The organism is Thainema salinarum CENA647, assembly GCF_057732415.1.
The window spans coordinates 5984779-6009907 of the sequence record NZ_JBYJZJ010000022.1 but is presented as its reverse complement, the minus strand read 5'-3'; the positions used below and the strand labels follow the sequence as shown (position 1 = coordinate 6009907).

The 25129-nt window shown below is 48.4% G+C and carries 24 protein-coding genes; 13 read left to right on the top strand and 11 right to left on the bottom strand.

Translation table 11 applies throughout. From position 1 onward, the window contains the following. Positions 1 to 117 precede the first annotated feature (117 nt). On the bottom strand, positions 118 to 1830 hold the full coding sequence (locus AC286M_RS33220; protein WP_488208474.1) for a hypothetical protein: 1713 nt from the start codon (positions 1828 to 1830) through the stop codon (positions 118 to 120). Next, positions 1827 to 2690 (bottom strand): hypothetical protein, encoded by an 864-nt coding sequence (locus tag AC286M_RS33215; protein WP_488208473.1) that lies wholly within the window; start codon positions 2688 to 2690, stop codon positions 1827 to 1829. The genes AC286M_RS33220 and AC286M_RS33215 overlap by 4 nt, the downstream gene beginning before the upstream one ends. Before the next feature lie 111 nt (positions 2691 to 2801). Between AC286M_RS33215 and AC286M_RS33210 the strand changes: the two genes are divergently transcribed. Further along, positions 2802 to 4124, top strand: a complete 1323-nt coding sequence (locus AC286M_RS33210; protein WP_488202758.1) for an IS701 family transposase — start codon at positions 2802 to 2804, stop codon at positions 4122 to 4124. A gap of 2 nt (positions 4125 to 4126) precedes the next feature. Here the strand turns inward: AC286M_RS33210 and AC286M_RS33205 are convergent, their stop codons facing one another. The 3 genes from AC286M_RS33205 to AC286M_RS33195 all read right to left on the bottom strand — a co-directional run bounded on the left by AC286M_RS33205 (position 4127) and on the right by AC286M_RS33195 (position 9141). Continuing rightward, the gene (locus tag AC286M_RS33205; protein WP_488208472.1) at positions 4127 to 5320 is read right to left on the bottom strand and encodes a hypothetical protein; all 1194 of its coding nucleotides are present in this window, start codon (positions 5318 to 5320) and stop codon (positions 4127 to 4129) included. A 381-nt stretch (positions 5321 to 5701) separates the two neighbouring features. Then, entirely contained in the window at positions 5702 to 8245 is a 2544-nt protein-coding gene (gene ppsA / locus AC286M_RS33200; RefSeq protein ID WP_488208471.1) for a phosphoenolpyruvate synthase, read from the bottom strand. Between the two features lie 671 nt (positions 8246 to 8916). Beyond that, complete coding sequence (locus AC286M_RS33195; protein WP_488208470.1) at positions 8917 to 9141, bottom strand: hypothetical protein; 225 nt, start codon at positions 9139 to 9141, stop codon at positions 8917 to 8919. Between the two features lie 351 nt (positions 9142 to 9492). Between AC286M_RS33195 and AC286M_RS33190 the strand changes: the two genes are divergently transcribed. Next, a complete protein-coding gene (locus tag AC286M_RS33190; protein WP_488208469.1) occupies positions 9493 to 10983 on the top strand; it encodes a CHAT domain-containing protein in 1491 nt (496 codons plus the stop codon). A 147-nt stretch (positions 10984 to 11130) separates the two neighbouring features. Continuing rightward, entirely contained in the window at positions 11131 to 11706 is a 576-nt protein-coding gene (locus tag AC286M_RS33185; RefSeq protein WP_488208468.1) for a Uma2 family endonuclease, read from the top strand. Positions 11707 to 11841: 135 nt separating this feature from the next. Here the strand turns inward: AC286M_RS33185 and AC286M_RS33180 are convergent, their stop codons facing one another. Continuing rightward, positions 11842 to 12564: a hypothetical protein gene (locus AC286M_RS33180; RefSeq protein ID WP_488208467.1), complete on the bottom strand. Its 723-nt coding sequence runs from the start codon at positions 12562 to 12564 to the stop codon at positions 11842 to 11844. Between the two features lie 60 nt (positions 12565 to 12624). After that, positions 12625 to 13098, bottom strand: a complete 474-nt coding sequence (locus tag AC286M_RS33175) for a hypothetical protein (RefSeq protein ID WP_488208466.1) — start codon at positions 13096 to 13098, stop codon at positions 12625 to 12627. 13 nt (positions 13099 to 13111) lie between these two features. On the opposite strand from AC286M_RS33175, the gene mutY reads away from it, so the two are divergent. The 5 genes from mutY to AC286M_RS33150 all read left to right on the top strand — a co-directional run bounded on the left by mutY (position 13112) and on the right by AC286M_RS33150 (position 16160). Further along, positions 13112 to 14266, top strand: a complete 1155-nt coding sequence (gene mutY, locus AC286M_RS33170; protein WP_488208465.1) for an A/G-specific adenine glycosylase — start codon at positions 13112 to 13114, stop codon at positions 14264 to 14266. 41 nt (positions 14267 to 14307) lie between these two features. After that, on the top strand, positions 14308 to 14457 hold the full coding sequence (locus AC286M_RS33165) for a hypothetical protein (RefSeq protein ID WP_488208464.1): 150 nt from the start codon (positions 14308 to 14310) through the stop codon (positions 14455 to 14457). A 9-nt stretch (positions 14458 to 14466) separates the two neighbouring features. After that, positions 14467 to 14910: an IS200/IS605 family transposase gene (tnpA, locus tag AC286M_RS33160; RefSeq protein WP_488202591.1), complete on the top strand. Its 444-nt coding sequence runs from the start codon at positions 14467 to 14469 to the stop codon at positions 14908 to 14910. Next, positions 14907 to 15446, top strand: coding sequence for a hypothetical protein (locus tag AC286M_RS33155; RefSeq protein ID WP_488208463.1), 540 nt, complete (start codon positions 14907 to 14909; stop codon positions 15444 to 15446). Before tnpA ends, AC286M_RS33155 begins: the two co-directional genes overlap by 4 nt. Before the next feature lie 87 nt (positions 15447 to 15533). Continuing rightward, positions 15534 to 16160 (top strand): class I SAM-dependent methyltransferase, encoded by a 627-nt coding sequence (locus AC286M_RS33150; RefSeq protein WP_488208462.1) that lies wholly within the window; start codon positions 15534 to 15536, stop codon positions 16158 to 16160. A 112-nt stretch (positions 16161 to 16272) separates the two neighbouring features. On the opposite strand, the gene AC286M_RS33145 is transcribed toward AC286M_RS33150, so the two are convergent. Next, on the bottom strand, positions 16273 to 16725 hold the full coding sequence (locus AC286M_RS33145) for an endonuclease domain-containing protein (protein WP_488208461.1): 453 nt from the start codon (positions 16723 to 16725) through the stop codon (positions 16273 to 16275). A 240-nt stretch (positions 16726 to 16965) separates the two neighbouring features. Continuing rightward, complete coding sequence (locus tag AC286M_RS33140; protein WP_488208460.1) at positions 16966 to 17382, bottom strand: hypothetical protein; 417 nt, start codon at positions 17380 to 17382, stop codon at positions 16966 to 16968. Between the two features lie 193 nt (positions 17383 to 17575). Here AC286M_RS33140 and AC286M_RS33135 point away from each other — a divergent pair, with 193 nt between their 5' ends. Further along, positions 17576 to 18685, top strand: a complete 1110-nt coding sequence (locus tag AC286M_RS33135) for an ABC transporter ATP-binding protein (RefSeq protein WP_488208459.1) — start codon at positions 17576 to 17578, stop codon at positions 18683 to 18685. Between the two features lie 80 nt (positions 18686 to 18765). Then, entirely contained in the window at positions 18766 to 19173 is a 408-nt protein-coding gene (locus AC286M_RS33130; RefSeq protein ID WP_488208458.1) for a hypothetical protein, read from the top strand. Between the two features lie 106 nt (positions 19174 to 19279). Here AC286M_RS33130 and AC286M_RS33125 read toward each other — a convergent pair whose 3' ends face one another. Beyond that, positions 19280 to 20476, bottom strand: a complete 1197-nt coding sequence (locus AC286M_RS33125; RefSeq protein WP_488208457.1) for a Coenzyme F420 hydrogenase/dehydrogenase, beta subunit C-terminal domain — start codon at positions 20474 to 20476, stop codon at positions 19280 to 19282. Between the two features lie 269 nt (positions 20477 to 20745). On the opposite strand from AC286M_RS33125, the gene AC286M_RS33120 reads away from it, so the two are divergent. Together AC286M_RS33120 and AC286M_RS33115 are read left to right on the top strand one after the other, a co-directional pair. Then, entirely contained in the window at positions 20746 to 21363 is a 618-nt protein-coding gene (locus tag AC286M_RS33120; RefSeq protein WP_488208456.1) for a hypothetical protein, read from the top strand. 194 nt (positions 21364 to 21557) lie between these two features. Then, positions 21558 to 22682, top strand: coding sequence for an NAD(P)/FAD-dependent oxidoreductase (locus tag AC286M_RS33115; RefSeq protein WP_488208455.1), 1125 nt, complete (start codon positions 21558 to 21560; stop codon positions 22680 to 22682). Between the two features lie 245 nt (positions 22683 to 22927). Here AC286M_RS33115 and AC286M_RS33110 read toward each other — a convergent pair whose 3' ends face one another. After that, a complete protein-coding gene (locus tag AC286M_RS33110; RefSeq protein WP_488208454.1) occupies positions 22928 to 23983 on the bottom strand; it encodes a peptidoglycan-binding domain-containing protein in 1056 nt (351 codons plus the stop codon). Positions 23984 to 24113: 130 nt separating this feature from the next. Between AC286M_RS33110 and AC286M_RS33105 the strand changes: the two genes are divergently transcribed. After that, complete coding sequence (locus AC286M_RS33105) at positions 24114 to 25103, top strand: hypothetical protein (RefSeq protein ID WP_488208453.1); 990 nt, start codon at positions 24114 to 24116, stop codon at positions 25101 to 25103. Positions 25104 to 25129 lie beyond the last annotated feature (26 nt).

Here is a 25129-nt window from a genome sequence, read left to right as displayed (position 1 = left end):
TTTACTATTTCAGCTTTTGCGATCGCAGTGATAGGTCGCAGTTATCAGCCATTCACAAGATACTAATTTGTAGAGAATGTAAGGTGCGATCTCACTAAGAAGCGTTTCAACACAAATCTATTTCTTAATCTCATATTGCCAGTAAGCAGGAATGATAGGAGTACGAAAGTGACGACTTGCAATTAGCCCTAATGCAAAATGCCCCTCAGCAAAACAGCTAAAGCTTCTAAATTCTTGTTTTTGCTCACGTAGGTTGATGATAAAAGCTCTTAATTCATCAAGAGTTGGTGGCAATTGAATGGAGTCAACTGTTAGTCCACTTGCATAACCAGCATTCTGACGATAAAGGTAATTTTCAGTTTCATCGTCTGGAAACCAAATTTGAAGATTGGTATGAGGAAAGACATGAACGACGGACTCATAAAAGTTTGGGTACTGTTCATCGAGGTTCAAAATGGCATACCAGTCCGCGAGCAAGGGCAAGAGTGTTGAAAGCTTCGTCAACATCTCTTTGGGAGGGGCTTTTCCGAATTGCAGAGCAATTAACTCTTCATGGCTATCTGAAGCAATTGGAAAATGCTTGCCCAAATGATTGTAAGCATAGAAGATACGGCTTGCGATTCCATTTACCCACTCTGAAGCTGTTTCCTGTTCATCCGCTGCGGTCAAAGCAAGCAAACCAATTGCAATATCGATTGCATGACTATCGTAGAGTGGTGCCCAAGCCGATGGATTATTGTTGATTAGGGCTGCCAGCATTTTGGCGATCGCAGAGCACTGTTGCAAGTAAGCTTGTTTAGCCACATCCTCTCTAAACCCTTGTGATCCATACCAATAAACTAAAACAATGCTCCCTAAAATCCCAATTGTCTCGAAAGTCCTTAAGGGATATTCCACCTCATCTGCCATGTTGTAGCCAAATAACCCGTCGCGAACATAGCAATAGGGTTGAAGCTTTCCTGCATACCGGGCACCAATTGTTAGGTAAGTGGATAATAAGGAGCTATACCCTGCCACCGTTTTCTTGCACTTAAACAAGTCGTGTTGTCTTAGCCAGTCCCACGATCGGAGGATCAAATATTCAGCGCTAAGAAATGCGGGACGGAGGTTATTAGCTTCCTCGCTCCAGTGAAATACAATATTCAGGCTGAGATTGAGAAGGCGTAGAACCTTTTGACGCTTCTTTACTGAACCCGGCTTTTTATCATTTGGTAAATTTCCATCGAACAGAATTTCATCGATCAACTGATAAAAATACTTCGGTTGATCTTCATTCTGATCAATTAAGGCGATCGTCTTTCGTAAATTTTTTCTGGAATTTTCTGGAAATAGGTACTCATCCAATAAATACTTCTCAATCAGAGGTGCTAGTTCTTCGCCGCCCCAGAAGGCAAACTCGATTTCTCCATATTTAGGGTGAGTTTGCGTATGTTCGTGAACGTAATCAGTCCAGTCTGGGGCAACATTCTGCCTTAAAGCACCACCTGTTACTAAAACAATTTTTTTCGGAAGTTGTGTGTGTTTTGGCTGAACACGCTTCCGTAAGTAGGATACTCGAATTTGATCTAAAGATGCGCTAATACCATTTGGAGTCTCATACCAATCCTGCCGTGTAATATCCTCACGTTTTGCTGTGAATAGAAAAAGCTTTCTCCTTCCATCCTCTGGATCATTTCCTACAGCAGGAATGTCAACACCGTCTTGCTTTCCTCCTCTTTCGGCAGGATTCAAAGGGATGATTTTCATGTTCATGAGTAGATCGAAGAGCAGCGAATCGAGTTCGCCCGCTTCTCTCAACATACTTAGATATTCGCGGATGACTAACTTCATGCTTCTGACTCTGCCGGATCTGTCTCAAAAGTATCCATAGCTTGCTCAAGCCCTACTAACCTCCATCGCCAACGTTGATAAGCACGACCAACAGGATCAATGACATCGCTTTGGGGCACATCATATTCGTAAGAGAGAGGCGCAAAGCGCGTAGGCTCAGAGATTTTCTGGGCTGCATTATCAAAATGAGCAGATGCCTTCCCATATTTGATGGGGATTTCCCGCCCACTGAATAGAGTCCAGAAGATTGAGCATTCTTTAGCCTGTTCTACAATGTCTACATTCTGCTTCCACTGGGCTTGGTAATAAGCATAAATTCTATTAGGAGGCGTTTGTAACTCCTTAAGTGGAGGCAGTGATTTCCGAGACTGAAAATAGCGATCAAACCGCTCTAATGCTGCTTGAATGATTTGCTTTTCTACTTCTGTAGTTGCCTCTTCACCAAGCCGATTGTTTAAATACTCTTTTGCCCTGATTGGATAATCGTAGATAACATTATTACTCAGCAGCATTACGATTAACTCTGCAAGCGATCGAGAAATGGGTTCCCGCTGAGAGGCAGATAAAATTAGTGCTGAAAGTGAAATTCCACCCGTAACATATCCTGCAATACGATATAGCATTTGCTGAACAGTGATTTCATCAAGGGAATCCAACACAGATCTGCTGAGTAGAATTGATGGCTTTAGATTGCTGTCAGCACCTTCATTGGGATTATTTGATGGCATTGATGCAAAAAAACGCTCAATTTCAGATGCAGCACTATGTAAACGAGGAATTTTTGAAGCAAACCAGTGGGTAAGAGCAGCGTTCAACTCATGGGGAGAGCGATTGAATAACTCCGTGAGCGTATAATTCACAACATCTGGAAACGTTTTGTAAGTACTGTTGGCATAGTCCCAATTAACGCTCTTCAATGACTCTAGGCAGAGATAAATTAGAGTAAAAGGGCTGAATGGTAGAGAGAATCAATGGTAGCTCCCCGACAAGCCAAGCCAACCGTCCGGTTCATTGATGAATATTGTGACTATTACCAAGACTTGTTTGCAGAAGTCAGAAGCTTTGAAGCCTTTAAGCATCTGCATGTCGGGATGATATCGGAAGTCAAGCGTAAGTCGCTACCAACCATTGCTAAGGTTACAGGACTACCCAATGCTCAGTCATTACAACAGTTTTTAGTCAGCTCACCTTGGCAGGCTAAAGACCTCAGGCAACGACGCATTGAGCTGATTTTAGGTCTCTTAGGGGGACAAAAATTGATCCTAGTCATTGATGAAACGGGCGACCGCAAAAAGGGACAGACCACCGACTATGTGAAACGACAGTACATCGGCAACTTAGGTAAGATCGAAAACGGCATTGTTTCGGTGGATGCTTATGGGGTAATTGACAATTTGACCTTCCCGTTAAGTTTTAGAATTTACAAGCCGAAAGAGCGATTAAAAGCAGGAGACTCTCATCACACCAAACCCGAAATTGCGGCAGCAATGGTTCAAGAACTCTGTGAATTGGGATTTCAGTTTGAACTTGTTTTGGCCGATAGTGCCTATGGAGAAAGCGGCAGCAGCTTTGTGCGGACATTACATCAATTAGAGCTCCCGTATGTGTTGGCTATTCGCTCAAACCATGCGGTGCTCTTGCCCAAAGAGCAACGGGTCAGAAGCAATCGCTGGCGTCAGTATCAGCGAACATTGAGTGATGGTCGTTGTGAAACTCGCTTCATTCGAGAGATTATTTATGGCCAACGTCGTTCCCAGCGCTACTGGGAATTGACAACGGATCCACAAACGTTACCTAGCGCGTCAACCTGGATGGTGATGACGTGGGTTAAGGACATTTCTTACCACCAGGTTGGAGACCTCTATGGTCTAAGAAATTGGGTGGAATATGGTCTCAAGCAAAGCAAAAATGAACTGGGCTGGGCGGACTTTCGCGTCACCGACTATGCTGTGATTGAAAAGTGGTGGGAAGTCGTGATGAGTGCCTATTTGATGGTCACCTTAAACACCCCCCCGATGCGTCCTCAGGGGGCGATTCCACCGGAACAGGATGACTCGATTGTGGTGTCTTCGTTCACGCAGCATTCAGATTGGAATATGGGCAACGGATGGAAGAACTGGCTCAATAACCTACGGTTAATTCTCTTGCCTTGGGTGAGTTCAAATCGTTTACAACCTTGGCTGGACGTGTTTCCGATTCCCGAACTGGCGCGAGGTTTTCAGATGCTCATCCGGCTCATGAATCAATTTCGGGGAGTTCCAACTACAATCCTACAAAATATTTCCTCTGCCTAGAGTCATTGAAGAGCGTTAAGAGCTAATATCTTAATGAGTTGGACTGCAAAACTAGGTTCGCTATGGACATAGCGGCGAATTGCAAAATCCAACCGCTCTAGGACTTCTGGAAGCAGAAGTGGGGTATGCAGAAGCGTTAATAAAGCATTTTTGTACCAATCTTCCTGAAATGATTTCTCTGAGCGGCGTAATAGAACTTGAGCCACTTCTTTACGTATAGCCAAATCTGATCGAGAAGATAACTCTACGAAATTTGTGATAGCTTCATCAGACCGATCTAACAAATCCCCATAGGCTTTAGCTAATATTGAATCTATTTTGGTGTTGTGTTGTAATAGAAATTCATTGAAACGAGCAAGCGTTATAGCCAATAACTCTGATTGTTGGGCATGAAAATAATTAAGCCGTCCTAACACCGAAAGCCCTAAATCAACTTTTACTAAATCACTAGAGTCGGTAAATGATAACGCTCTTTGATGAGCTATATCGAAATCAAACTGACTGAGAATTAGTAATGTCGTAAATACAAGTTCAGTAAAGAGTGGATTAGAGCGACCTGTGAATTCTTGATAGAAAGACTCAACAGTATCTTGTGACTGCTTTAGTAAATCCTCCATCTTATTTTGAAGCTTTGCGGCTCCAAGATTAATGCTTGCAAGGACTTCTAGCGCATCAGCTAAAGGTTTAGGTTTAGGGCAAAGGTTCGGTAATGTTGCACAGAACAACTCATATAAATTCCAGAAATACTGATGGGAAACATCTTCTGTGCTTCTCAGGGTCGCAACTTCAATAATACGACTGATTAAATCTTTATTGTGCTCTTTTGCTAATGTACATAGTGACTGAGCGCCAAGATCAAGGTCGTATTCAAGCAAAAAACTGCAATGATAAAGATGATTAACAGCCTCTAGGAAAATGTCGATATCATCCCAAGTCGAGACCAGTTGGTTTACTGCATATTCAGCCAGATAATCAGCTTGCAGGGCTGATTCGGCAAAAGCAACTTTGTCCTCTTGTTGTTTTAAGAAGCCGAGGGTAATCGCTTTCTCAACCTGAATCTTTTGTTGGTCTACAGAGACATCGCCTTTTTTTTCTACATAGATAGCCCTGGCAATCTGTTGTAAAGTCTCATGAACTTCTGGCAGATCTGCACTGATGGATTGCCACGAACCTGGGCTGTTATTGCTTTGCATCATAGACTTGTACAGAACTTGTACTCAAAAAATCCTTTTTCAAGCGCTGTCACAAAGGAACGTTTGTACTTTTAATCATATTAACTGACTTTTGAAGGTTGGGCAGGTTTGGGGGATAAATGTTAAGGCTTCCGCTGCATATAGCGTGTAATACCTAAAAGAGCTAGATTGGATTTCAGTAAGTACAGATAGTCAGCTTTCAGGGTCAATTTCTCTCATCTTGAGGTGCCTTAGTGCGTAGAATGCTAACCACCCGTCAATGAGTTGGAATATTCGTTACACTAGCTCAACTTGCATTAAATCAGCCTATTGCTGAAAGGGTTGAATAGTCGCTAATAACTACCCAACCCTCAGTTTGCTATTCAAAATAGCTGTTTATCAGAATTAACCGAGTTTTTCCTCCGTTTTGGCAATTTCTAGCATCGTCTTCAGTACCGTATCCGGGTTCAAGCTAATCGAGTCAATGCCCATTTCAACCAGGAAGGAGGCAAACTCAGGATAGTCGCTGGGTGCTTGGCCGCAGATACCGATCTTGCGACCGTTGGCTTTTGCTTTAGTGATCACCTGGCGCACCATTTCCTTCACGCCTTCGTTGCGTTCGTCGAAGATGTGAGCAACGAGAGCCGAGTCGCGGTCGAGGCCAAGGGTGAGCTGGGTCAGGTCGTTGGAGCCAATCGAGAAGCCGTCAAAGACTTCGCTGAACTGGTCAGCCAAAATCACATTGCTGGGAATTTCGCACATCACGTAGACCTGGAGGCCATTTTCACCCCGCTTCAGGCCGTATTTTTCCATTGTTTCCAGTACCTTGCGACCCTCATCGGGGGTGCGGCAGAACGGAATCATCGGAATCACGTTGGTCAGGCCCATGTCATCACGGACGCGCTTGAGCGCCTTGCACTCTAGGCCATAGGCTGCTGTGTATTTTGGATCGTAGTAGCGGGATGCGCCGCGCCAGCCGATCATCGGGTTTTCTTCCTTCGGTTCAAACTCGCGACCGCCGATCAGGTTAGCGTACTCGTTGCTCTTGAAGTCCGACATCCGCACGATGACTGGATTGGGATAGAAGGCAGCAGCGATCATGCCGACGCCTGTGGCCAGCTTATCGACGAAAAATTCGGGCTTGTCGTCATAGTTGGCCGTGAGCTGGGAGATTTCCCACTTGGCCGCCTTGTCTTCCAGTTCATCGAAGTGCATCAGCGCCAGCGGGTGCGTCTTGATGTGATTGGCAATAATGAACTCTAGGCGGGCAAGGCCAACACCGTCACAGGGAATAGCGGCTAGGCCAAAGGCTTCTTCCGGGTTGCCGACGTTCATCAGGATTTGGGTGCGGGTGCGCGGCAGGTTGTCGAGCTGAGTTTCCTGAATCTCGAAGGGAACTAGCCCAGCATAAACACGGCCTTCTTCACCTTCTGAGCAGGAAACGGTCACTTCTTGACCCGTCTTCAGCACTTCCGTAGCGTTGCCGCAGCCAACAATGGCCGGAATGCCCATTTCACGGGCAATGATGGCAGCGTGACAGGTGCGTCCACCCTGGTTGGTGATGATGGCACTGGACTTCTTCATGATCGGTTCCCAGTCGGGGTCGGTCTTGTTTGTGACTAGCACTTCTCCTTCCTGGAATTCAGCAATTCGATGGACATCCATGATCACGCGAGCCTTGCCTGCGCCGATCATTTCGCCCACGGCGCGTCCGGTGGTCAGGACATCGCCTGTGCCCTGTAGTCGGTAGTGCTTAATCACGCTGCCCGACTTCTGGGATTGGACGGTTTCGGGGCGAGCCTGGACGATAAACAGTTCACCTGTCAGGCCATCTTTAGCCCACTCGATGTCCATTGGGGTGTCTTTGCCCCGTTTGGCGCTGTAGTGGTCTTCGATAATGCAGGCCCATTTCGCTAGGGTGATCACTTCATCGTCAGTGATGCAGAACTTTTTGCGATCGGGTTCGGCTACGGGCACGTTCTTGGTCTGCTTGCCGCCGCCGATGTCATAGACCATCTTGATTTCTTTGCTGCCCAGCCGCTTTTCGAGGATGGGGCGCTTGCCGTCTTTCAGCGTTGGCTTGAAAACAAAATATTCGTCGGGGTTAACGGCACCTTGAACCACGTTTTCACCCAAGCCGTAGGCACCTGTAATCAAGGCAGCATTCTTGAATCCGGTTTCTGTATCAATGGAGAACATGACGCCGGAAGAGGCCAGGTCAGAGCGCACCATTTTCTGAACGCCAACGGAGAGAGCCACACTGAATTCGTCAAAGCCTTCAATCCGTTCTGCATACTGGTGCCGATAGGAGATGGCCCGGTCGGTAAATAGCGAAGCGAAGCATTTGTGGCAGGATTCGACTACTTCTTTCACACCGTGGACATTGAGATAGGTTTCCTGCTGTCCGGCAAAACTGGCATCGGGTAAGTCTTCTGCTGTTGCCGATGAACGAACGGCTACGTCAAGATCGCTGGTAATATTGCGGCATTCCTCGGCATCTGCGCCACTGAGAGTTTCGCACTCTTGGTTAACCGCATTGTAGCGATCGCACAATCGTAAATAAGCGCTACTGATTGCCGCTTCTAGTTCAGGAGGAAAGGGAGTATTGAGCACCATTGCCCGCGCCTGCTTCCCGCGATCGCGCAAATTCATCACATCATCTAGATCTAAATCGGAGAACAGGTTCCGCAGTTTGGTTTCGAGACCCGCCTTTTCAATGAAATAGCGATAGGCATAGGCCGTTGTGGCAAAACCAGTTGGAACAGAAACGCCCTTGGTGCCGAGCTGCTGAATCATTTCACCGAGGGAGGCATTCTTACCGCCAACCATCGGGATATCGTCAATGCCAACTTCCTCAAACCACAGCACAAATGCATGTTCTCGATCCACTGCATTACCAGAGGGGTAATTGCGGGCATCACCTTCGGGACGATTATGAGCCAATACCATGTTGACCACTCCTGAAAATTAATGGTGAATATCCTTCATTTATGGTCGTTAGTCTCTAATTAGCTTCAGACTTTTTAGTGGCGAAATCAGCCTAAATATCAAGACAAATTTAGTTTGAAACTAATTCGATTCAAACGTAAGATGGCGATTTTGTAGAGGAAAAATCCTGAATAAATCGCGTTGATGAAGGACTGGCTTGGTTCTCTATTGAGCTTTCTGTCATTAGGAGAATGAATCAAGCCAAGCTGGATAAGCATCTCTACTTATCAGTTTATAGATAGAATGCGGCTGATTGTGTTTGCTTTTACAAAATGCAAAATCATAAAGAAAGTTGTGCAATGGATTCCTGTGATAGGCTGACTTGAAAGGCGCAAACCTTTATCTGTTATATATTTGAGCGATTAACGTAGAACAATTGATGGCTGCTAATTTATCCGTCCCAAAATCGGCGTTTCCGTTGCTTTGCGGTAGTGAAATGCTGACTTTAGAGTGTAGATAAACTAGAAGGATGAATTATTAAAATAATCTGATCATTTACGATAGATAAATGTTAACTAAGACAATAAAAATGTTGTTTATTTCGCGACTGAAACACCTGGAGAAATCTATCGCCCATTGATTAAATGCTGAGGAAAGTATAAATTCCGGTATTCTTTTGCTGTCTCGTTTGACTACTTAGTAGATCGATGAAAGTTCGGTTGGCCAATCCGGTGAACGAGGAGAACGATAGTCAGAATCGTTAGCTTGATCGAAATCGGCGCAATGATGATGCCCCCGATTAAGCAAATGGTGGCTGGAATGCCGATCAGGATGCTTTCAATCTCATCGGATACTCGCCAAGCCCAATAGCTGGCTAGCAGCGCGATCGCAATTAGCAGAATACAAACCCAATACATAGCGAAGTTCCTCCGCAGTCTGGCTGACACGCTATCGCATGGAGGCCAAAGCCAAATTTGAAAAAGTGTGAAGCGAAAGGGCGTTTGGCACTGGCTTGTAATAACGCATGATTATAGATACAGACTCGACGTATCTCTTTCCCTATGGTTCCCATTCAGGTTTGTTGTCCTCGCATCTTGAACTTGGAAATTGAGGATTGAGGGCTGAGTGCTATGTTTTTACAGCCTCTAAACCCTTTACATCCTGTTTTTGAACAAGTCGTGAGGAATAGAATGTTAGCAAGGTGTTGTTAATGGGATGATCCCTGGTATCGAAGACTGAATTAATTTACCCAAACAGGTTCGTGAGCCATGTATCGGCAATCTGCTTCCAAACAAAAGCGAAGGAAACTGCGCTGGATCCGGCAGTATCGGCGGTTGGTGGGGGCGGGGGCAGCCTGTTTGGTGGTGCTGCTGTTCCATGTCGTTGGCCTAGCACCTGCGATCGCAACTCATCCAACTCCCTCGCCTCACGCCTCACGCCTCACGCCTCACGCACATCAGTCCCCAGCTATCCCCCAGCAAATTGCTCAGACCACAACTGATCTGCCTTTCGTAGTTCCCACCATCACGCGCGGAATTGCCGTCGTAGAGCGGGTGCAGGAAATCGAGCAGACCTGGAAAACCGACTATACTGAGTATCTCGGTTCGCCATCGGATCTGGTGCCTCAAACGGGTGTAGATGTTGCGGCTACGTTGGCTCAGCTCAGCACGGCAACCAATCATCAGCTGGGCTTGGTATATGTTTTTCCGCATGAGGAAGGGCTGGAACTGCTGCTGGTGACACCGGATGGCGCATCAAGCCGTCATCTGTTTCCAGATGTTCCGCAAAGTCGGTTACTGGATGAAGCCAATCAGCTCAAGCAGATGATTGCTCGCTTGGCTCCCGCTGAGCGCTATCTACCCTCAGCCCAGCAGCTTTATGAGTGGATTATTACGCCAATAGAACCTGAGTTACAGGCAGCCCAAATCGATACGCTGGTCTTCTGCGTCGGCGGAGGTGTGCGATCGCTACCTCTCTCTGTTCTCCACGATGGCCAGCAGTTTCTGATTGAAAAGTATGACGTTGGCCTAATTCCAGCGTTTACGCTGACCGATCAGCGCTATCGATCCATGCGAACAGTTGACGTTTTGGCGATGGGTGCATCGGAGTTTCAAACGCTGGGTGATCTACCTGCCGTACCCGTTGAGCTATCTGCGATCGCATCTGATATCTGGCCGGGCGAGATTTATCTCAACGATACGTTCACACGGCAAAATCTCCAGCAGGAACTAGAGCAAAGGCAGTTTGAGATTGTGCATCTGGCGACCCATGCGGAGTTTCGATCTGGTGCGCCGAGTGAGTCTTTCATTCAGCTTTGGCAAAATGAGCAGATTACGCTGGCTCAAATTCGCGATTTGGACTGGGAAAATTTGCCCGTTGAGCTGCTGGTGCTGAGCGCCTGTCAGACGGCATTGGGCAATCCTGAAGCGGAGCTGGGATTTGCAGGATTGGCCTATCAAGCGGGCGTCAAATCCACATTGGCCAGCCTCTGGTCGGTGAGCGATGTTGGCACGCTGGCGCTGATGCGGGAGTTTTACTCGCAGTTGGCTCAGGCCAATGGCGCAACCAAAGCGAACGTTTTGGGCTTGACCCAGCGAGCAATGATTCACGGTGAGGTGCAGCTTACCGATCAGCAATTGCAAAATTCGGGCGGAACTGCGATCGCACTTCCGCCCTCACTACAAAATATGGCCAGCAGCACCGACTTATCGCACCCGTTTTACTGGGCTGCATTTGTCTTAGTGGGAAGCCCCTGGTAAGTACACTGGAAAGTGCGATCGCAGATCCGGTCTGCTACGAGAAAAGTGCGATCGCGTAGTTTAAGATTTTCTGGCAAGATCAGAGTAACCAGTGCTTAGCTAGAAGTCGGGATTCAGTTCTACAACGGTATCAACGAGGAATTTGCCGTGACTGCTTTTAGCCCAGACTTAAAATCCCTTTTGAACCTCACCGATGAACAGTTTTATGAGCTGTGCCGGACTAATCCAGAGATTAAGTTTGAGCGAACACCCGGAGGTTCACTGCTGATTATGGCACCGACAGGCGGTGAAACGGGTAATCGCAATAGCGAGATCAATGCGGAGTTTGTTCTATGGAATCGTCAAACTCAATTGGGTAAAGTGTTTGATTCATCAACCTGTTTTAAGCTGCCTAGAGGGGGTGATCGCTCTCCCGATTTAGCATGGATTCGTCAAGATCGATGGGATGCTCTAACCCCAAACCAAAAGGAGAAATTTCCACCGATTGCTCCTGATTTTGTGATGGAATTGATGTCTCCGTCTGACGGATTAACAGAGAGCCAAGCCAAAATGCAAGAGTATTGGCAGAGTGGTGTTCGTTTGGGCTGGTTGATTGATCGCAAACAGCGTCAGGTCTGGATTTATCGATCAGATGCTATACCTGAGCGGTTAGACGATCCAGAGAAACTGTCTGGAGAAAATATTTTGCCTGGTTTTCAGCTCAATATGGCACTCGTTTGGTAGTGCGATCGCAGATCTGGTCTGTTGCGAGAAAAGTGCGATCACGAATCCTTTAAATTACATTGTTCGTGGGCAAATGTACCATTATTTGCTGAACTTTATACCAGTTAGTTTAAGCTGGAGGAAATGTGTTTTATCTTATTTCGACATTACATAATGAGCACATAACCAACACTCTACGTAAACAACATTACCAACGGAAACATCCGTTAAGATTTCATGTTGCACAACTGCTTCGTAAGTTACACCTGCACACTCAACTGAAAGTTGACGATAGTTCTGTCCTGTCCACGGATTTAATTTGACTTGTACTTGCTGTACTACCCCATAAAAAGCTGCTCGTGGCTTATCATCCCGCATTCTTTCCATCGCAGCATAAGCACCGAGTGGGAGAAACCAACCTGGGCCTACTTTGCGATCAGGATATTCGTACTTGTAGGCTTCTAAACTGCTCCAGAACATTCCATTTTCAACAAAGGCAGATAAAGCAAGCTCAATCGGTGAATCAAGTTCTATTATCTGACGGGTATGAACAGCATTCACAAACGTAACGGCAAGGGGATATAAAGGTTCATCAGTTGCACTCAAAACTTGTATATGCAGAGTTGCACAGTGAGGACAACCATCTTGAGCCTCGACCCATTTCTTAGGGATTGCCTTAAGCGTGGTTGGTGATAAAAAAGATGGAACAGCACAGGCTGAGTCAGTATGTACCCACACCTCTACAGAACCATCAGTTAACAAATGAGTATGCTCGCTTAAAATTTCTGATCGTGATGATGACAAACTCACAGCATGTTTTATAACTTCTACAAGCTCTTCTTGAGAGCAAATTCCAATCGCTGGCCAATGATTACTCATAAATACTGCTCAATAGTTGAATCGAATTGATTATTAGTAGGTGCGGTCTCTGTGGTATCTCTAAATATTTTCAGGAAAGACGTTGTTTTCAAGCCAACGTTTAATAATTCCTTTGGCAGCGTCGCTAGGCACTAGTTCTTTCATCTCAAACTCTGTCCATTCAGGTATTAAGAAAACTACCTCACCCATCTCTGTTTGACTTTCATTATATAAAATGCGGGTATTCTCTCCTTCGACTGATAGTGCTAATAGCCAGCCGTGATGACTAAGACCTACTTGAATCTTATTGCTCCAACGGTTTTCGATTACCACAGATGTGTTGACTTTTGCATTATCTTCTCTTTCTTGAGCATCAGCATCGAATCGCTCTTCTAGCTGTTCTTGATAGAGAGCCTTTTTATCTAAAAATGACATCCATATCTCATTGATACAGTTTAAAACTGCTGGGAAATTGTCACAGAATAGGGTGTCTTCTTCCCAAACATTGGGATAGTCAAAAGTTGTTATCATACAATACTCGACCACTTCAGTCATGTGATTTAAGTCCTTGTCCCAACCTTCAAAATACTCCAATCACTCTCCCAACCGCTCAGCCCGCGTCAGCGATGCCACCGGATCGGCTCAGAAGTGGACAAGCACCCGCCTATCTCAAATGCGTCAGCGTTTATTAACCTGGTATCAGCAAGTCGGGCGCGATTTACCCTGGCGCAATATCGACGATCCCTATCGCATCTGGATTTCGGAGATTATGCTCCAGCAGACCCAGGTGAAGACCGTCATGCCCTACTACGAACGGTGGCTAGAGCGATTTCCCACCGTGCATGACCTCGCCAAAGCCGATCAGCAGGAGGTGCTGAAGCTCTGGCAGGGACTCGGCTACTATGCCCGCGCCCGCAACCTGCACCAGGCCGCCCAGATGATTGTGGAGCAGCACAACGGCCAGTTCCCAACCACATTTGATGACGTTGTGGCGCTTCCTGGCATTGGCCGCACGACCGCAGGCGGCATTTTAAGCTCAGCCTATAATCAGCCAGTGGCGATTCTCGATGGCAACGTCAAGCGGGTGCTGGCGCGAGTGATGGCCTTGCCCGTGCCGCCCCGGAAAGCGCTACAATCCCTGTGGCAATATTCCGAAACCCTGCTCGACCCAGACAATCCGCGCGACTTCAACCAAGCGCTGATGGACTTGGGTGCGACGATTTGTACGCCCAAACAGCCCAATTGTCCGACCTGTCCGTGGCAGGATTTTTGCCAAGCTCATTCCCTCAACCTCCAGCAGCAACTTCCCATGCGCGAAACTCGTTCTCCCTTACCGACCAAAACCATTGGCGTCGCTGTCATCCGTGACGACCAGGGCAAAATCCTGATTGATCGTCGGCCTCAGAAAGGTCTGCTCGGCGGCCTCTGGGAGTTTCCGGGCGGCAAAGTTGAACCCAATGAAACGATTCAAGCCTGCATTCAGCGGGAGATTAAAGAAGAACTGGGGATCGAAATTGCCGTTGACGATCACCTGATCACAATTGAGCATACCTACTCGCACTTTCACGTGGTACTGAATGTCTACAACTGCCGCCACCTAAGCGGCGAACCGCAGCCGATTGAGTGCGATGAAATTAAGTGGGTGACAGCGGCAGAATTAGATCAATATCCGTTTCCGAATGCCAATGTCAAAATCATTGAAGCGATTCGGCAGGAGGGTTGATAGTTAAGGGCATCAGTCTTCAGATCAGGAGGACAATTGTGGTGTTTAGCGACTATAAAAGTCTTGAGCAAGTTCAACAAGAATTCCAAATCCGATATCAAGAAGAAGACTTTGTGCCGGAATTGTGGACTGATGTTCCAGCGCTGTTTTTGAATCTCTTGGGGTCCATTCCCCGCCGCTCTGCGGCGTAAGATCTAAGAATGAGTGAGTACATCCACAAGAGTCATAACGTAACAGTTTTGCTATACCACTTAGTGTTTCCAGCAAAGTATCGACGGGTTGTGTTTGATGAGCAAGTAGATGCGGTTCTGCGAGAGGTCTGCCTCGAAATCGAGAAACGCTACGAGGTGAAGTTTGTCGAAATTGGAGTGGACAAAGACCATGTCCATTTTCTAGTGCAGTCCGTGCCGACCTATAGTGTGACCAAACTGGTAACGATGCTGAAAAGTTTAACTGCACGAGAAGTCTTCAAACGATGCCCTCAAGTGAAGCAGAAACTTTGGGGAGGCGAGTTTTGGAGTGATGGATATTTTGCGAGTACAGTAGGCCGCCACGGGGATGAAGGAATGATCGCCAAATATGTTCAAGCCCAAGGCAAAGATTACCTCAAATTGCATCGGGATAATCAACTTGCTCTTTTTTGATTCTGATACCCCGTCCGCTTGCGGCGGGGTATTTCATTGAATTTGACTTTAACCTGACGGTAATGGATGCTTTTTCATCTGAAGCCGCTCGATGCGAACTAGTGATTTTTCCAGTCATTCGAGAAGTCTACAAACGCTATTCAAATAAAGCTGCCCTCTGGATACAAAAGTCGTTTGTAGTCGATGGCAAGCTGAATGGAACTCCAGATTATATGCTTTCCCGTAAGTCAAATTTAGGTAAGACGATCTTAGAAACTCCACTCGTTTTGCTGGTTGAAGCAAAGCGGAATGACTTTGAACAAGGATGGGGACAATGCTTGGCTGAAATGATTGCGGCTGATCGCCTCAATGCTAGCGCTCGACCGATTTACGGCATTGTCACGGACGGAAAACTTTGGGAATTTGGCCGCTTAAATCATCAGGTATTTACGAAGAATACGGCGAGTTATACTATTACTGACCTAAAAAAATTATTCAATGTGCTGAACGGGTTGTTTGATCTAGCGACGCAGGATCTAACGGTTGAGGCAGCGTAGTTTCTGCTAGGAAAGCGGATTGATTCAACCTTTGGTTAAAGCGAAGCGTGATAAATCCCGTAAACCCTATTCAGTTAGGAGGCCGATGTGGCAACGATCTTGCGGAATTGGTGTTATCGCTATCAGTGGCTATTTGACTTGATTGTGGGAATTTCATCTTTGCCCGTTGGTGGAGAGAAAAAATTTCGGCTGCTGCCCATTCAAGCCGTTACGCTTCAGCCCTGCGATCGCATCTTAGATCTGTGCTGTGGTAGTGGACAAGCTACTCAATATTTGGTGCAACGGTCTGAATTTGTTGTGGGTTTAGACTGTGACCCCTTAGCCATTCAACGGGCGCGGAGACGGGTGCCACAGGCTGACTATGTCGAAGCGTGGGCTGAGAATATGCCCTTCGAGGATAATTCGTTTGACTGTGTCCATACCAGTGCAACTCTGCATGAAATGGCCCCACAGCAGTTCAGGCAAATTATCCAAGAAGTTCATCGGGTTTTGAAGCCCGGCGGGTGTTTTACGCTAGTCGATTTTCATCGCCCGACGCATAGACTGCTGAGGTGGAATCTCTATCTGTTTCTATGGCTGTTTGAGAATCAGTCTGCTTGGAATCTGATTGGGCTTGACCTCCCTCACGTGCTTCAGAATGCAGGATTTCAGCTCAAACAAACTCACTTTCCAGCAGGCGGAAGTCTCCAAGTGATTTGTGCCTACAAGTCCTAAGGCACCCTACGCGATTGCAGTTGGCCTATGCATAAAAGAATTTAGCGCCGCAATCAAGGCACTGGCCCTCAGCCCCAACCCTTCTCCCACAGGAGAAGGGAGCTTGAGCAAGTTACTTATCCGAGTCTTCGTTTTGATTCATTTTCTGGTTCCCCTCTCCTGCGGGAGAGGGGCTAGGGATGAGAGCCTCAACCTTTGCCACCTCTAAAATCTTGCCTAAAATACCTATAACATCCTCAAAAACTTCCTCATTCCGAAAACGCATAACCGTGAAGCCGTTTGCCCTCATCCACTGATCGCGATCCTGATCTCGTTCTCTTTGAGACGCATGAACCGCTCCATCTAGTTCAACAACAAGCCGAGTATCATGGCAGTAAAAATCGGCAATGTACTGACCAATGTTGTACTGTCGCCGAAACTTTAATCCGTTTAGTTGCCGACTTCGAAGACACTGCCACAGAATTTCTTCCGCTACTGTTTGGTTCTTTCTCAGCTCTCTAGCTTTGATGAGCAGCACTTCGGGGATCTGTCTTTGAATTCCGGCTAGCTTCAAAATGTCTTCCATTCTGTACTTCTGCTGCTAGTGAGTTTCCATTCTTCAACGCAACTTGTGCAAACTGCAATTGCAGTTTCCTTATCTGCCATCAATGCGTTGAACGTTGCGACCGCTGTACAAGAGGCGCGATCGCAGATCTTGCAGCTACATTGCTGATCAGTGGAACAGTGCATTACGACTTTGCCTAACAGCAACCTATGCAAGAGGTGCGATCGTTTATAAATGCATATTCGCAATAATATATTCGATTTAGCTATTTGTAGTGCTCAGAACATATTTTCTCGTTATGCGTGCTGACATTGAAGGTTGGTAAGAATCCAGAAGGAGTTCCGCGACGTCTATCGGAACAGATTGAGCTTGATAGTTAGTTGTTACTTCTGAATTCTCATAATTTTCCAGATCAAGGAAACCCACAAAATCTATGCAGCGATAATAATAAACACAATTATCTCTTGCTAAATCCAGTAAACATTTAGCGGCTTGATACAACATGATTCGTTCTTCGGATGCACCAAAAAAATATTCCAAAACGCAGAAAGTTCTGTCTGGTTTCCAGGTGTAAACATCAACTTGGCGTCCTTTCCCAGTCCAATATTTTGAGATTTTTGGGTGAATAGATTCTAGATCTATATCTGTTTGAAACTCGAAGGTTGCCACGTCTGACATTTTGACTACCTCAAAAATTGGCGACAGTGCGATCGCAGATCTTATTAAGGTACTTTGCTGACCTGTGCGATCGCACTTTCACAAAGTAAAACTGGTTCTTCTGAACAGATTTCGGATAAAACCATAAAATAGACATTTTGGCGGCTCAGTTCAGCGTTAGGCAAGATGCCTGACCTACGAGGTTCGAACACATATGGCTGAAGTTAAGTGCGATCGCATCACCCGACGATTCGAAAATACAGTTGCTATCCGCGATATCACCTTCACCATTCCAGACGGTGAATTTTGGGTGCTGGTTGGGCCATCCGGCTGCGGCAAGTCCACCATTCTCCGCACCATTGCCGGATTAGAACCCGTCTCAGACGGACAGCTTTACATTGGCGATCAACTAGTCAATGCCGTGCCAGCCCGTCAGCGCGACGTGGCGATGGTGTTTCAAAACTATGCGCTCTATCCCCACATGACCGTGGCCGAAAATTTGGCCTTTGGCCTCAAAATGCGCGGCGCAGACGACAGCCAGATTCAGCAGCAAACCGAACAGGTGGCGCAAGCACTGGGCATTCGCCATCTACTGGATCGCAAACCCAAGCAGCTCTCCGGTGGACAGCAGCAGCGGGTGGCTTTAGGACGTGCGATCGCACGTCAACCCCGCGTATTTTTACTCGATGAACCGCTGTCTAACCTGGATGCTCAGTTGAGGGATGACACCCGTGCCGAACTGAAGCAGCTCCACCAGCGCTACGGCATCACCACGATCTACGTCACCCACGATCAGGTGGAAGCAATGACGCTGGCCGATCAGATTGTGGTGCTGGATCGAGGCGAAATTCAGCAAATTGGTTCACCGCAGCAGGTTTACGCCAGTCCCAAAAATCAAATGGTGGCGACGTTTCTGGGCAATCCGCCAATGAACTTGCTGCCTACCACTTATGATGGTGAGCAGTTTAAGGTCGGTCAGCAATTCGTAGGGTGTGTGGAGAAACTGCGATCGCATCTCCAACCGCAACAAAAACTTACGCTCGGCATCCGCCCGGAAGCGATCAGGGTGGGTTCAGTCAGCGACCTCGATGATCAAGCATCACCCACCAACCACCTCACAGTTGAAGTCACCCTCGTTGAACTCTTGGGCCGCGAGGTGCTGGTGCGAGCAAAATTACCTGAAACGAACGGCACAGGATATTCGCTGAATCTGCTAACAACGCCAGATCGTGTTCCTAAAGTTGGGGATCGACTTGCGATCGCGCTAGACATTGACCAGCTTTTCCTCTTCGATCCCAACACCGGACAGCGAATTGATATCTAGCCTCGTAGATCGGGTTGACGAAGGAAACAAATAACCCATCTATGGCAATTTGAGACTGTTGACGAGATCTGCACATAAAAATGCACAAAGGAAAGACTGCTATTCAGGAATACTGCAAGCAACGAAAGTTTGCTGATTTTGTCATTGAAGGTGGGCTGGACTATCTAATTCCAAAGTGGGAAACCATCATTCTTAGGATTAAGGCTGGCTACCCTTTAACGAGGGAAGAGTACTTAAATGATATGGATGTTCGCAGGATCATTGATGAAGTGTTGCCGTTAGCTTCGGACGAGCAAATTGCCCAGTATTACGACCGTCTACGAGCCGCAGATAAAGCTTATTCTGATTGTACTATTCCGGCTGAAGGCTGTATTTGGGGCAGGAAGAGTGAAATTAAGCACACATACAGCAAAGAACATCATTGGTGGTATTACCACGTTCCATTTAATAAGGGATCAGCATGGTTTGATCGCACAAATTGGAATTAGAAAAAGATTCCTTCTACCAATTCATGCGATCAAAATTAGCTAGAGCCATCAAAAAAGCTCCTTTGCTCCCTTGCACCTAATCCTCGGTTATGAGCAAAAAACTCTACTACTCGTCCGGTAGCTTGTACTGACTGACGATGCGCTTGGCATATTCCGGCACGTGTTCCTCCAGCTTCTCGGGATGATTGCGCCGCGTGTAGAGGTAATTGCGGGTAAAGTGCGAGTCAATCGAGAACCGAGCGTATTCCAAGCCCCGTGGCCCGATCCGGTCAATCACGACGCCCATCAGCTTGGCGGCCCACATGGGCAGCGTTACGCCCTTATCATAGGCGGGAATGCTCTGCTGCACCGCATTGTGGCGATCGCCTTTTGACTCAACGGGCTGCGTATCGAGCTGATCCATCACCAGATCCAGCATTTCGCGTCCGGTCTGATTCCGCACCACGATCCACTGCCAGCCAAACGGTGCGCCCATGTAGCCCACAACTAGGTCGGCTAGCGAATTAACGTAATCAAAGCAGCTCATGCAGGAGGGCGCGAACACATCCTTGAGCTGATTGGTTTTGAGGCCAAAGAAGGGCACCGTTTCATGGGAACCGTCCTCGTGTTTGAAGTGAACCCGAAAGTCCTGCATGAACTCGTAATAGACGACGGTGTCTGGGGAGCGGCTGGTGGTGTCGAGGAATTTTTGCAGTCCGGCGCGGGTCACGTTATCGACGCAGGGCGTGCCCAGCACGTAGAGCTTTTCCAAGCCAAGCTGTTTTTCAACGGCGCGTAACGCCTGAATTTGACAGCCGACGCCGATTACGAGTAACCGCTTCATGCCAGACTGCTCAATTTGCTCCAGCACCGATAAATTGGGCGACAGCGTTGGCTTGTTTACCCGCGCGGCCAAAATCTCCTCTGGTGTGCGGGCAATCACGGGCATCGGCTGAAACCGATCCTCCTCGGTGTTCTGGACGCAAACCACGCCTTCCACCAGCTTGCGGTTCAGCATTTCAATTGCGATCGCACTCACGATCCCCGTCCACTGAGCACCCTCAATCGGCTGCTGCTTGCGAGCGGCCATCATGTCCTGATGCACACCGAAGTAGACATCTTTCTCATTCTCTAAATCGCGGCTGCGCCCGTGCGCCTGCTGCTCTAGGTCGGGAATCTGCTGATTGATAAAGGCACAAGCCTCTTTTACGTAGTGAATGTAATAGGTGTCGCAGAGGCCGCACTCACTACAGAGTTCTTTGGCCGGACGACGCGCCCCTGGGCGGAGCGCTTTCGCTTTTTTGTGAGGATATGCCAGGGTCATAAAAGGAAACGTTAAGCTAGAACAGCCAGTACTCAGTAGTGGATTACACATCTGCCCCAGCACATACTGGAGCAACCCAAAAATTAGCCTTTGATCACCATATCTCAAAGATTTAATCCAACTAAACAGATTGATGCGTTTTGTAAAGAAACGTGGGATCACGAGCCAGTCTGTCATCGTTCTTGAAAGAAACTGTGATCCCCTCAACAACTGCGATCGCAGGTTGAAAACATTTGGTAAAACTAGATTAAGCACCCCTTTGAACCCCGATGAAGATTGCCAAACGCACTTCAACGCATTTACAAATTCGAGACGTGCCGCTAGAAACCTGGATTTTCGGCAGCGTCTTTGCGGTGTTGGGCACTTATATCATCACCAGTGGATTTATCTATGGCACCAGTGAGTTAGCGATTTCAACGGCAGCTAACGGTTTCTTTGGTGGCCTGTTTTTGCTGGTGGGTTTGATGATTTTGCGACGAGGCTGTTTGCTGCGCTGCGATTTTGATAAGGCGACTGGCACGTTGACGATGATCAATCGAGGCGTGTTGCGTACCAACTGTGAGCGCTTGCGGCTGAAGGATATTACGAAAGTCAAGCTAGAACAGCCCCTGAAATCAATTGCGGGGAACTCATCCACCAACGGTTTGGTCGAAAATGAGGTTGTGGAAGTCCCTGCTCCGGCTTACCGGATTGTTTTGGTGTTGGATGAGAGACAGCAGTTGCCGCTCACGAGTCGCTATTACGAAAATCGCGAGCATCAAAAGCTGCTGGCCGAGAGCATTGCTGAGTTCCTGGATGTTGAAGCGGAGATTCCGCCAGGATTAGGTGATTTACTCAAAAGCTTCTGGGGCGGCATCAAGTCTTATTTTCAAGCTGATGCAGAGTAAGTTTTGCTGCGTTATTCATCTGCTGCGTTATTGAATTATTGGTGCCTGTGTTGATCCCTTTATGCGGCGGCGTGGTGCTTGGCATCCTACCAGGCATGGCCCTTCAATCCCTAGATGGCTACCCAGCCATTTAGGGATTGCATTACACATCGCTAGGTTCGTTTTCGAGGTAAGTTCCTAGAATAAAAGGCAACATGGGATCAATTAGCGGTCAGCAGCGGATGACACAATCGAGATCGACAGATGATGGAGTAGTGGATGTAGCCGTCATTGGTGCAGGATTAGCAGGTTTAACTTGTGCTCGACAGCTTCAGCACAGTGGTTTGACCGTTGAAGTCTTTGATAAATCGCGTGGTCTGGGGGGACGGCTAGCGACTCGGCGCATTCAATCCGCCTGGATGGATCATGGAGTTCGCTACTGGCAGGCTCAAGGCGAACAGAGTCAATCTCTGCTCCGCATATTGCTCAATCACGACATCCTGCAGCCTTGGACAGGTTCTATCGGCAAGTGGGAGCAAACTGGGCCGGTGCTGCCGCTCAACCAGGATGCTGACCAGTCGGATGGCATTTACGTTTCACGTGTGGGCTTAACTGCGATCGCAAAGTTTATCGCTCAAGATTTGACTATTCATCGAAGCCGACGTGCAACTGCGATCGCTCTGGCATCACTAGGCCAATCGTCATCGGGTCAATGGCAAATTCAGTTTGCATCCAGTTCTGACGCGGAGAACTTGGCCTGTGCTAAGGCCGTTGTGCTAGCTGTTCCAGCACCGCAGGCTCTGCCGTTGTTAGCTCCACTGGTTAAAGATGGGCTGTCGCCAGATGTGCCGCAGCATATTCAGTCTGTAGCGTTTGATCCTTGTGTCAGCGTTATGGCTGGATATGCCAGTGCGCAAGTGACTGAGAACGCACAACTGTTGAGGCAGTGGCAGGCGCTCCAGCTAATGGATCATCCGATGCTGTCCTGGATCAGCTTGGAGCAGTCGAAAGCTCATCAATCTGAGCAGCCACTGCTGCTGCTCCAAAGTACGGCAACCTTTGCCAAACGATATTTGGATGCTGATGACCTACAGTCCGCTGGTGCAGAGCTTCTAGCTGCACTGGCTGAACTTGATCGGCCTGAGTGGGCTAATCCGGATTGGATGCAGGCGCATCGCTGGCGCTACGCCTTTACCCGCCAACCCCTTGGGAAAGCTTGTCTAGCGGTCAGTGTGCCCCTACCGCTGATTTGCTGCGGGGACTGGTGTTTGGGCAACAGCATTGAAGATGCCCTCCAGTCTGGAGTCGCCGCCGCAATGCAATTAGCTACAATGATCTAACCTATCTGGTGGGCGCTGTCCATCGGACGTGCAATAGCGCTGAGTTGAGGCTGATGGGCATCGCCCACCGGACGATCGGCAAGCTTAGAAACGCGGATTTAATAATATTCAGTCCGGCTGAAAACCCAGTTATTTTGTCTGAAGCGCTTGCTTCGCAAGCGCTTCAGACAAAATAACTGGGTTTTTACATGCGGACGTGATACAAGGTGAGATCTTTGGGCTAGGGACGCGGCATTGCCGTGTCCCTAGCGATCGAGCAAGACTTCCCAGGTGGCAGGGCCAACTACCCCATCAACACTCAGTTGATTACTTTGCTGGGCGGCTCTCACCGCTTCTTGCGTGCGCTCGCCAAAAATGCCATCAATTGCGCCTTGATAATGCCCCAAACTCTGGAGCCGTTCCTGGAGCCGTTCTACAGCGGGCCCGGATGCCCCAAGGCGCAGGGTCGGGAAGGCCGCCGGATCGCTGTCATCGGTAGGCAAACTGGCCGTTTCCGTTGGCTCCGTTTCAGCCGATTCAGCGGCAGGTGTATCTGGTGCTGGATCGGAATCAGTGGCTGCTGCAGGTGTAGAGGGTGCGGCTGGATTGGTCGTGGAATTGGAGGTTGCGCTATCGGTCGCCGTCTCAGTAGTAGAGGACGCGCCGCTGGCTAACTCACCCGGCGTCAGGACGGGCCTGGGAAAATCAGTCACCGTAACTGCTGCAGAGTCCGGCGTTTGGTTAGCCGCTGTAGGGGAAGCAACTGGAGCAGCAGGCAGCAGTGTGCCCCAGGTTGCAGGGCCAACTACGCCGTCTGTTGCTAATCCGGCAGCGGTTTGAAAGGCGGAAACGGCGCGGGCCGTTTCTTCGCTGTAGAGACCATCCACGGCTCCTGTGTAGTAGCCTAAGAGCTTCAGCAATGCCTGGAGTTCGGCAACAGCCTGTCCCTCGCTGCCCACGCGCAGATTGGGGCGAGCGGTGGAAAGCGGTGAACGTCGGTCATTAGCGGGAGCATTCTCCGATGATTCGGATGATTCGGTCGTGGTGTCGGATTCGGAGGATTCAGCAGCGGCTGGAGCCGTGTCGTCGGCATCTGCCGATTCATCGGCCGTTTGGGCCATTGTTTGGGTCGCCGTTTGGGCCATTGCGGGCAGCAATGGGTATAGACTGAAACCGCCGCCGATTAAACTGCTAATGAGAAACAGACGCCCAACTAGAGGCGAGATCGCAGTTTCTGGTGCAGTTTTTGATTCTGATCTAGTTTCTGATACAGATGCTGGCGCAGTTACGGGTGTAGGTGTTGAGTACCGTTTTTGATGCATCGCGATTCCCCTTCCTCCAAACAAATATCAACCCCAAATTTTGACTGAACGGATCACCTAAACTTGGGTTTGTCCTCTACCGGGTTTACGCCATTGAGGGATAAAACTCGTAAAAATCATGAAAATCTTTATGATGACACAACAGAGCGGACACAATTGGACACAGCGGCAGTTTCAGGGTGCCTGGTTGGGACTTGCGATCGCAGAAGCCATGATAGCGGGGCAATCGGATTGGGACGCATCCAGTTCCAGCGTTCCTGCTAGACAGTGGGCTGCTCCCAGGCCCAGTTCGGCACTGAGTCAACCGCTAGCGTCTGATTGTAGCGCTCATCTGCCGCTCACGGCTCAAGCGGTACGGCTGAGTCAGCACCTGATTGACAGCCTGCATCCCCGTCAGCCGGGACTGTCGTGGCTGGATATCCAGACCAAATATGTGCGGTCTGCAGAACCCAAATCCGCTGTGTTCACCGAGCAGGCCGTTACGCTGTTGCCCCTCTGGCTGCTGGTTTCAGATCGACCCGCTGCGATCGCATATATTGCTCAGCAAATTCAGGCTGCGGATGCCGGTTCAGATGCAGCCTTGTCCCTGACATTAACGGCACTGACCCTGCGTTACTTGCTTGCTCATCCCCTTGCTTCATCCTGTTGCGGCTACAGTCCGCCAACGGCAGTGAATCCGTTATTGAACCAGATCCGCAGCGATCTGGACTGGGTCGTGAATGGGCTGCAGAATCCTCAATTGCAACAATCTCAGCTCCACGATGAGCAGCTAGTCGCCGTGGTGAGCCAAGCGCCAACTGTGATGGTGGCGCGTTCTCTGATGCAGTCACTGCCCGTTGAACTGCACCCGATCGCAACTGCGCTGTATGTTCTCACCCATTTTGCCTATGATTTTACGCAGGCGCTGCGCTGTGCCCATTTGCTACAGCCCCACTCTCAATCTGCGATCGCACTGACGGGCATCGTACTGGGTATTGCTGCTCCTCTGAGCATTCCTGCGAGTTGGCATACAGCGGTGAAGGCGCTGACGTTTCCGCCTTCCTCTACGACTCTAACCACCATCAGCCAAACCTTATGGAAAGCTTGGGCAGGAGCCTATATTCCTCAACGTACAGGTTGAGGATTGGCCGTTGGTCAAATGTACGC

What these genes read in the sequence shown, in the direction of transcription:
- AC286M_RS33220 (WP_488208474.1), bottom strand. Translation starts at nt 1,830, where the DNA reads ATGAAGTTAGTCATCCGCGAATATCTAAGTATGTTGAGAGAAGCGGGC.
- AC286M_RS33210 (WP_488202758.1), top strand. Translation starts at nt 2,802, where the DNA reads ATGGTAGCTCCCCGACAAGCCAAGCCAACCGTCCGGTTCATTGATGAA.
- AC286M_RS33205 (WP_488208472.1), bottom strand. Translation starts at nt 5,320, where the DNA reads ATGATGCAAAGCAATAACAGCCCAGGTTCGTGGCAATCCATCAGTGCA.
- ppsA (WP_488208471.1), bottom strand. Translation starts at nt 8,245, where the DNA reads ATGGTATTGGCTCATAATCGTCCCGAAGGTGATGCCCGCAATTACCCC.
- AC286M_RS33195 (WP_488208470.1), bottom strand. Translation starts at nt 9,141, where the DNA reads ATGTATTGGGTTTGTATTCTGCTAATTGCGATCGCGCTGCTAGCCAGC.
- AC286M_RS33190 (WP_488208469.1), top strand. Translation starts at nt 9,493, where the DNA reads ATGTATCGGCAATCTGCTTCCAAACAAAAGCGAAGGAAACTGCGCTGG.
- AC286M_RS33180 (WP_488208467.1), bottom strand. Translation starts at nt 12,564, where the DNA reads ATGAGTAATCATTGGCCAGCGATTGGAATTTGCTCTCAAGAAGAGCTT.
- AC286M_RS33175 (WP_488208466.1), bottom strand. Translation starts at nt 13,098, where the DNA reads ATGACTGAAGTGGTCGAGTATTGTATGATAACAACTTTTGACTATCCC.
- tnpA (WP_488202591.1), top strand. Translation starts at nt 14,467, where the DNA reads ATGAGTGAGTACATCCACAAGAGTCATAACGTAACAGTTTTGCTATAC.
- AC286M_RS33145 (WP_488208461.1), bottom strand. Translation starts at nt 16,725, where the DNA reads ATGGAAGACATTTTGAAGCTAGCCGGAATTCAAAGACAGATCCCCGAA.
- AC286M_RS33140 (WP_488208460.1), bottom strand. Translation starts at nt 17,382, where the DNA reads ATGTCAGACGTGGCAACCTTCGAGTTTCAAACAGATATAGATCTAGAA.
- AC286M_RS33135 (WP_488208459.1), top strand. Translation starts at nt 17,576, where the DNA reads ATGGCTGAAGTTAAGTGCGATCGCATCACCCGACGATTCGAAAATACA.
- AC286M_RS33130 (WP_488208458.1), top strand. Translation starts at nt 18,766, where the DNA reads ATGCACAAAGGAAAGACTGCTATTCAGGAATACTGCAAGCAACGAAAG.
- AC286M_RS33125 (WP_488208457.1), bottom strand. Translation starts at nt 20,476, where the DNA reads ATGACCCTGGCATATCCTCACAAAAAAGCGAAAGCGCTCCGCCCAGGG.
- AC286M_RS33120 (WP_488208456.1), top strand. Translation starts at nt 20,746, where the DNA reads ATGAAGATTGCCAAACGCACTTCAACGCATTTACAAATTCGAGACGTG.
- AC286M_RS33115 (WP_488208455.1), top strand. Translation starts at nt 21,558, where the DNA reads ATGGGATCAATTAGCGGTCAGCAGCGGATGACACAATCGAGATCGACA.
- AC286M_RS33110 (WP_488208454.1), bottom strand. Translation starts at nt 23,983, where the DNA reads ATGCATCAAAAACGGTACTCAACACCTACACCCGTAACTGCGCCAGCA.
- AC286M_RS33105 (WP_488208453.1), top strand. Translation starts at nt 24,114, where the DNA reads ATGATGACACAACAGAGCGGACACAATTGGACACAGCGGCAGTTTCAG.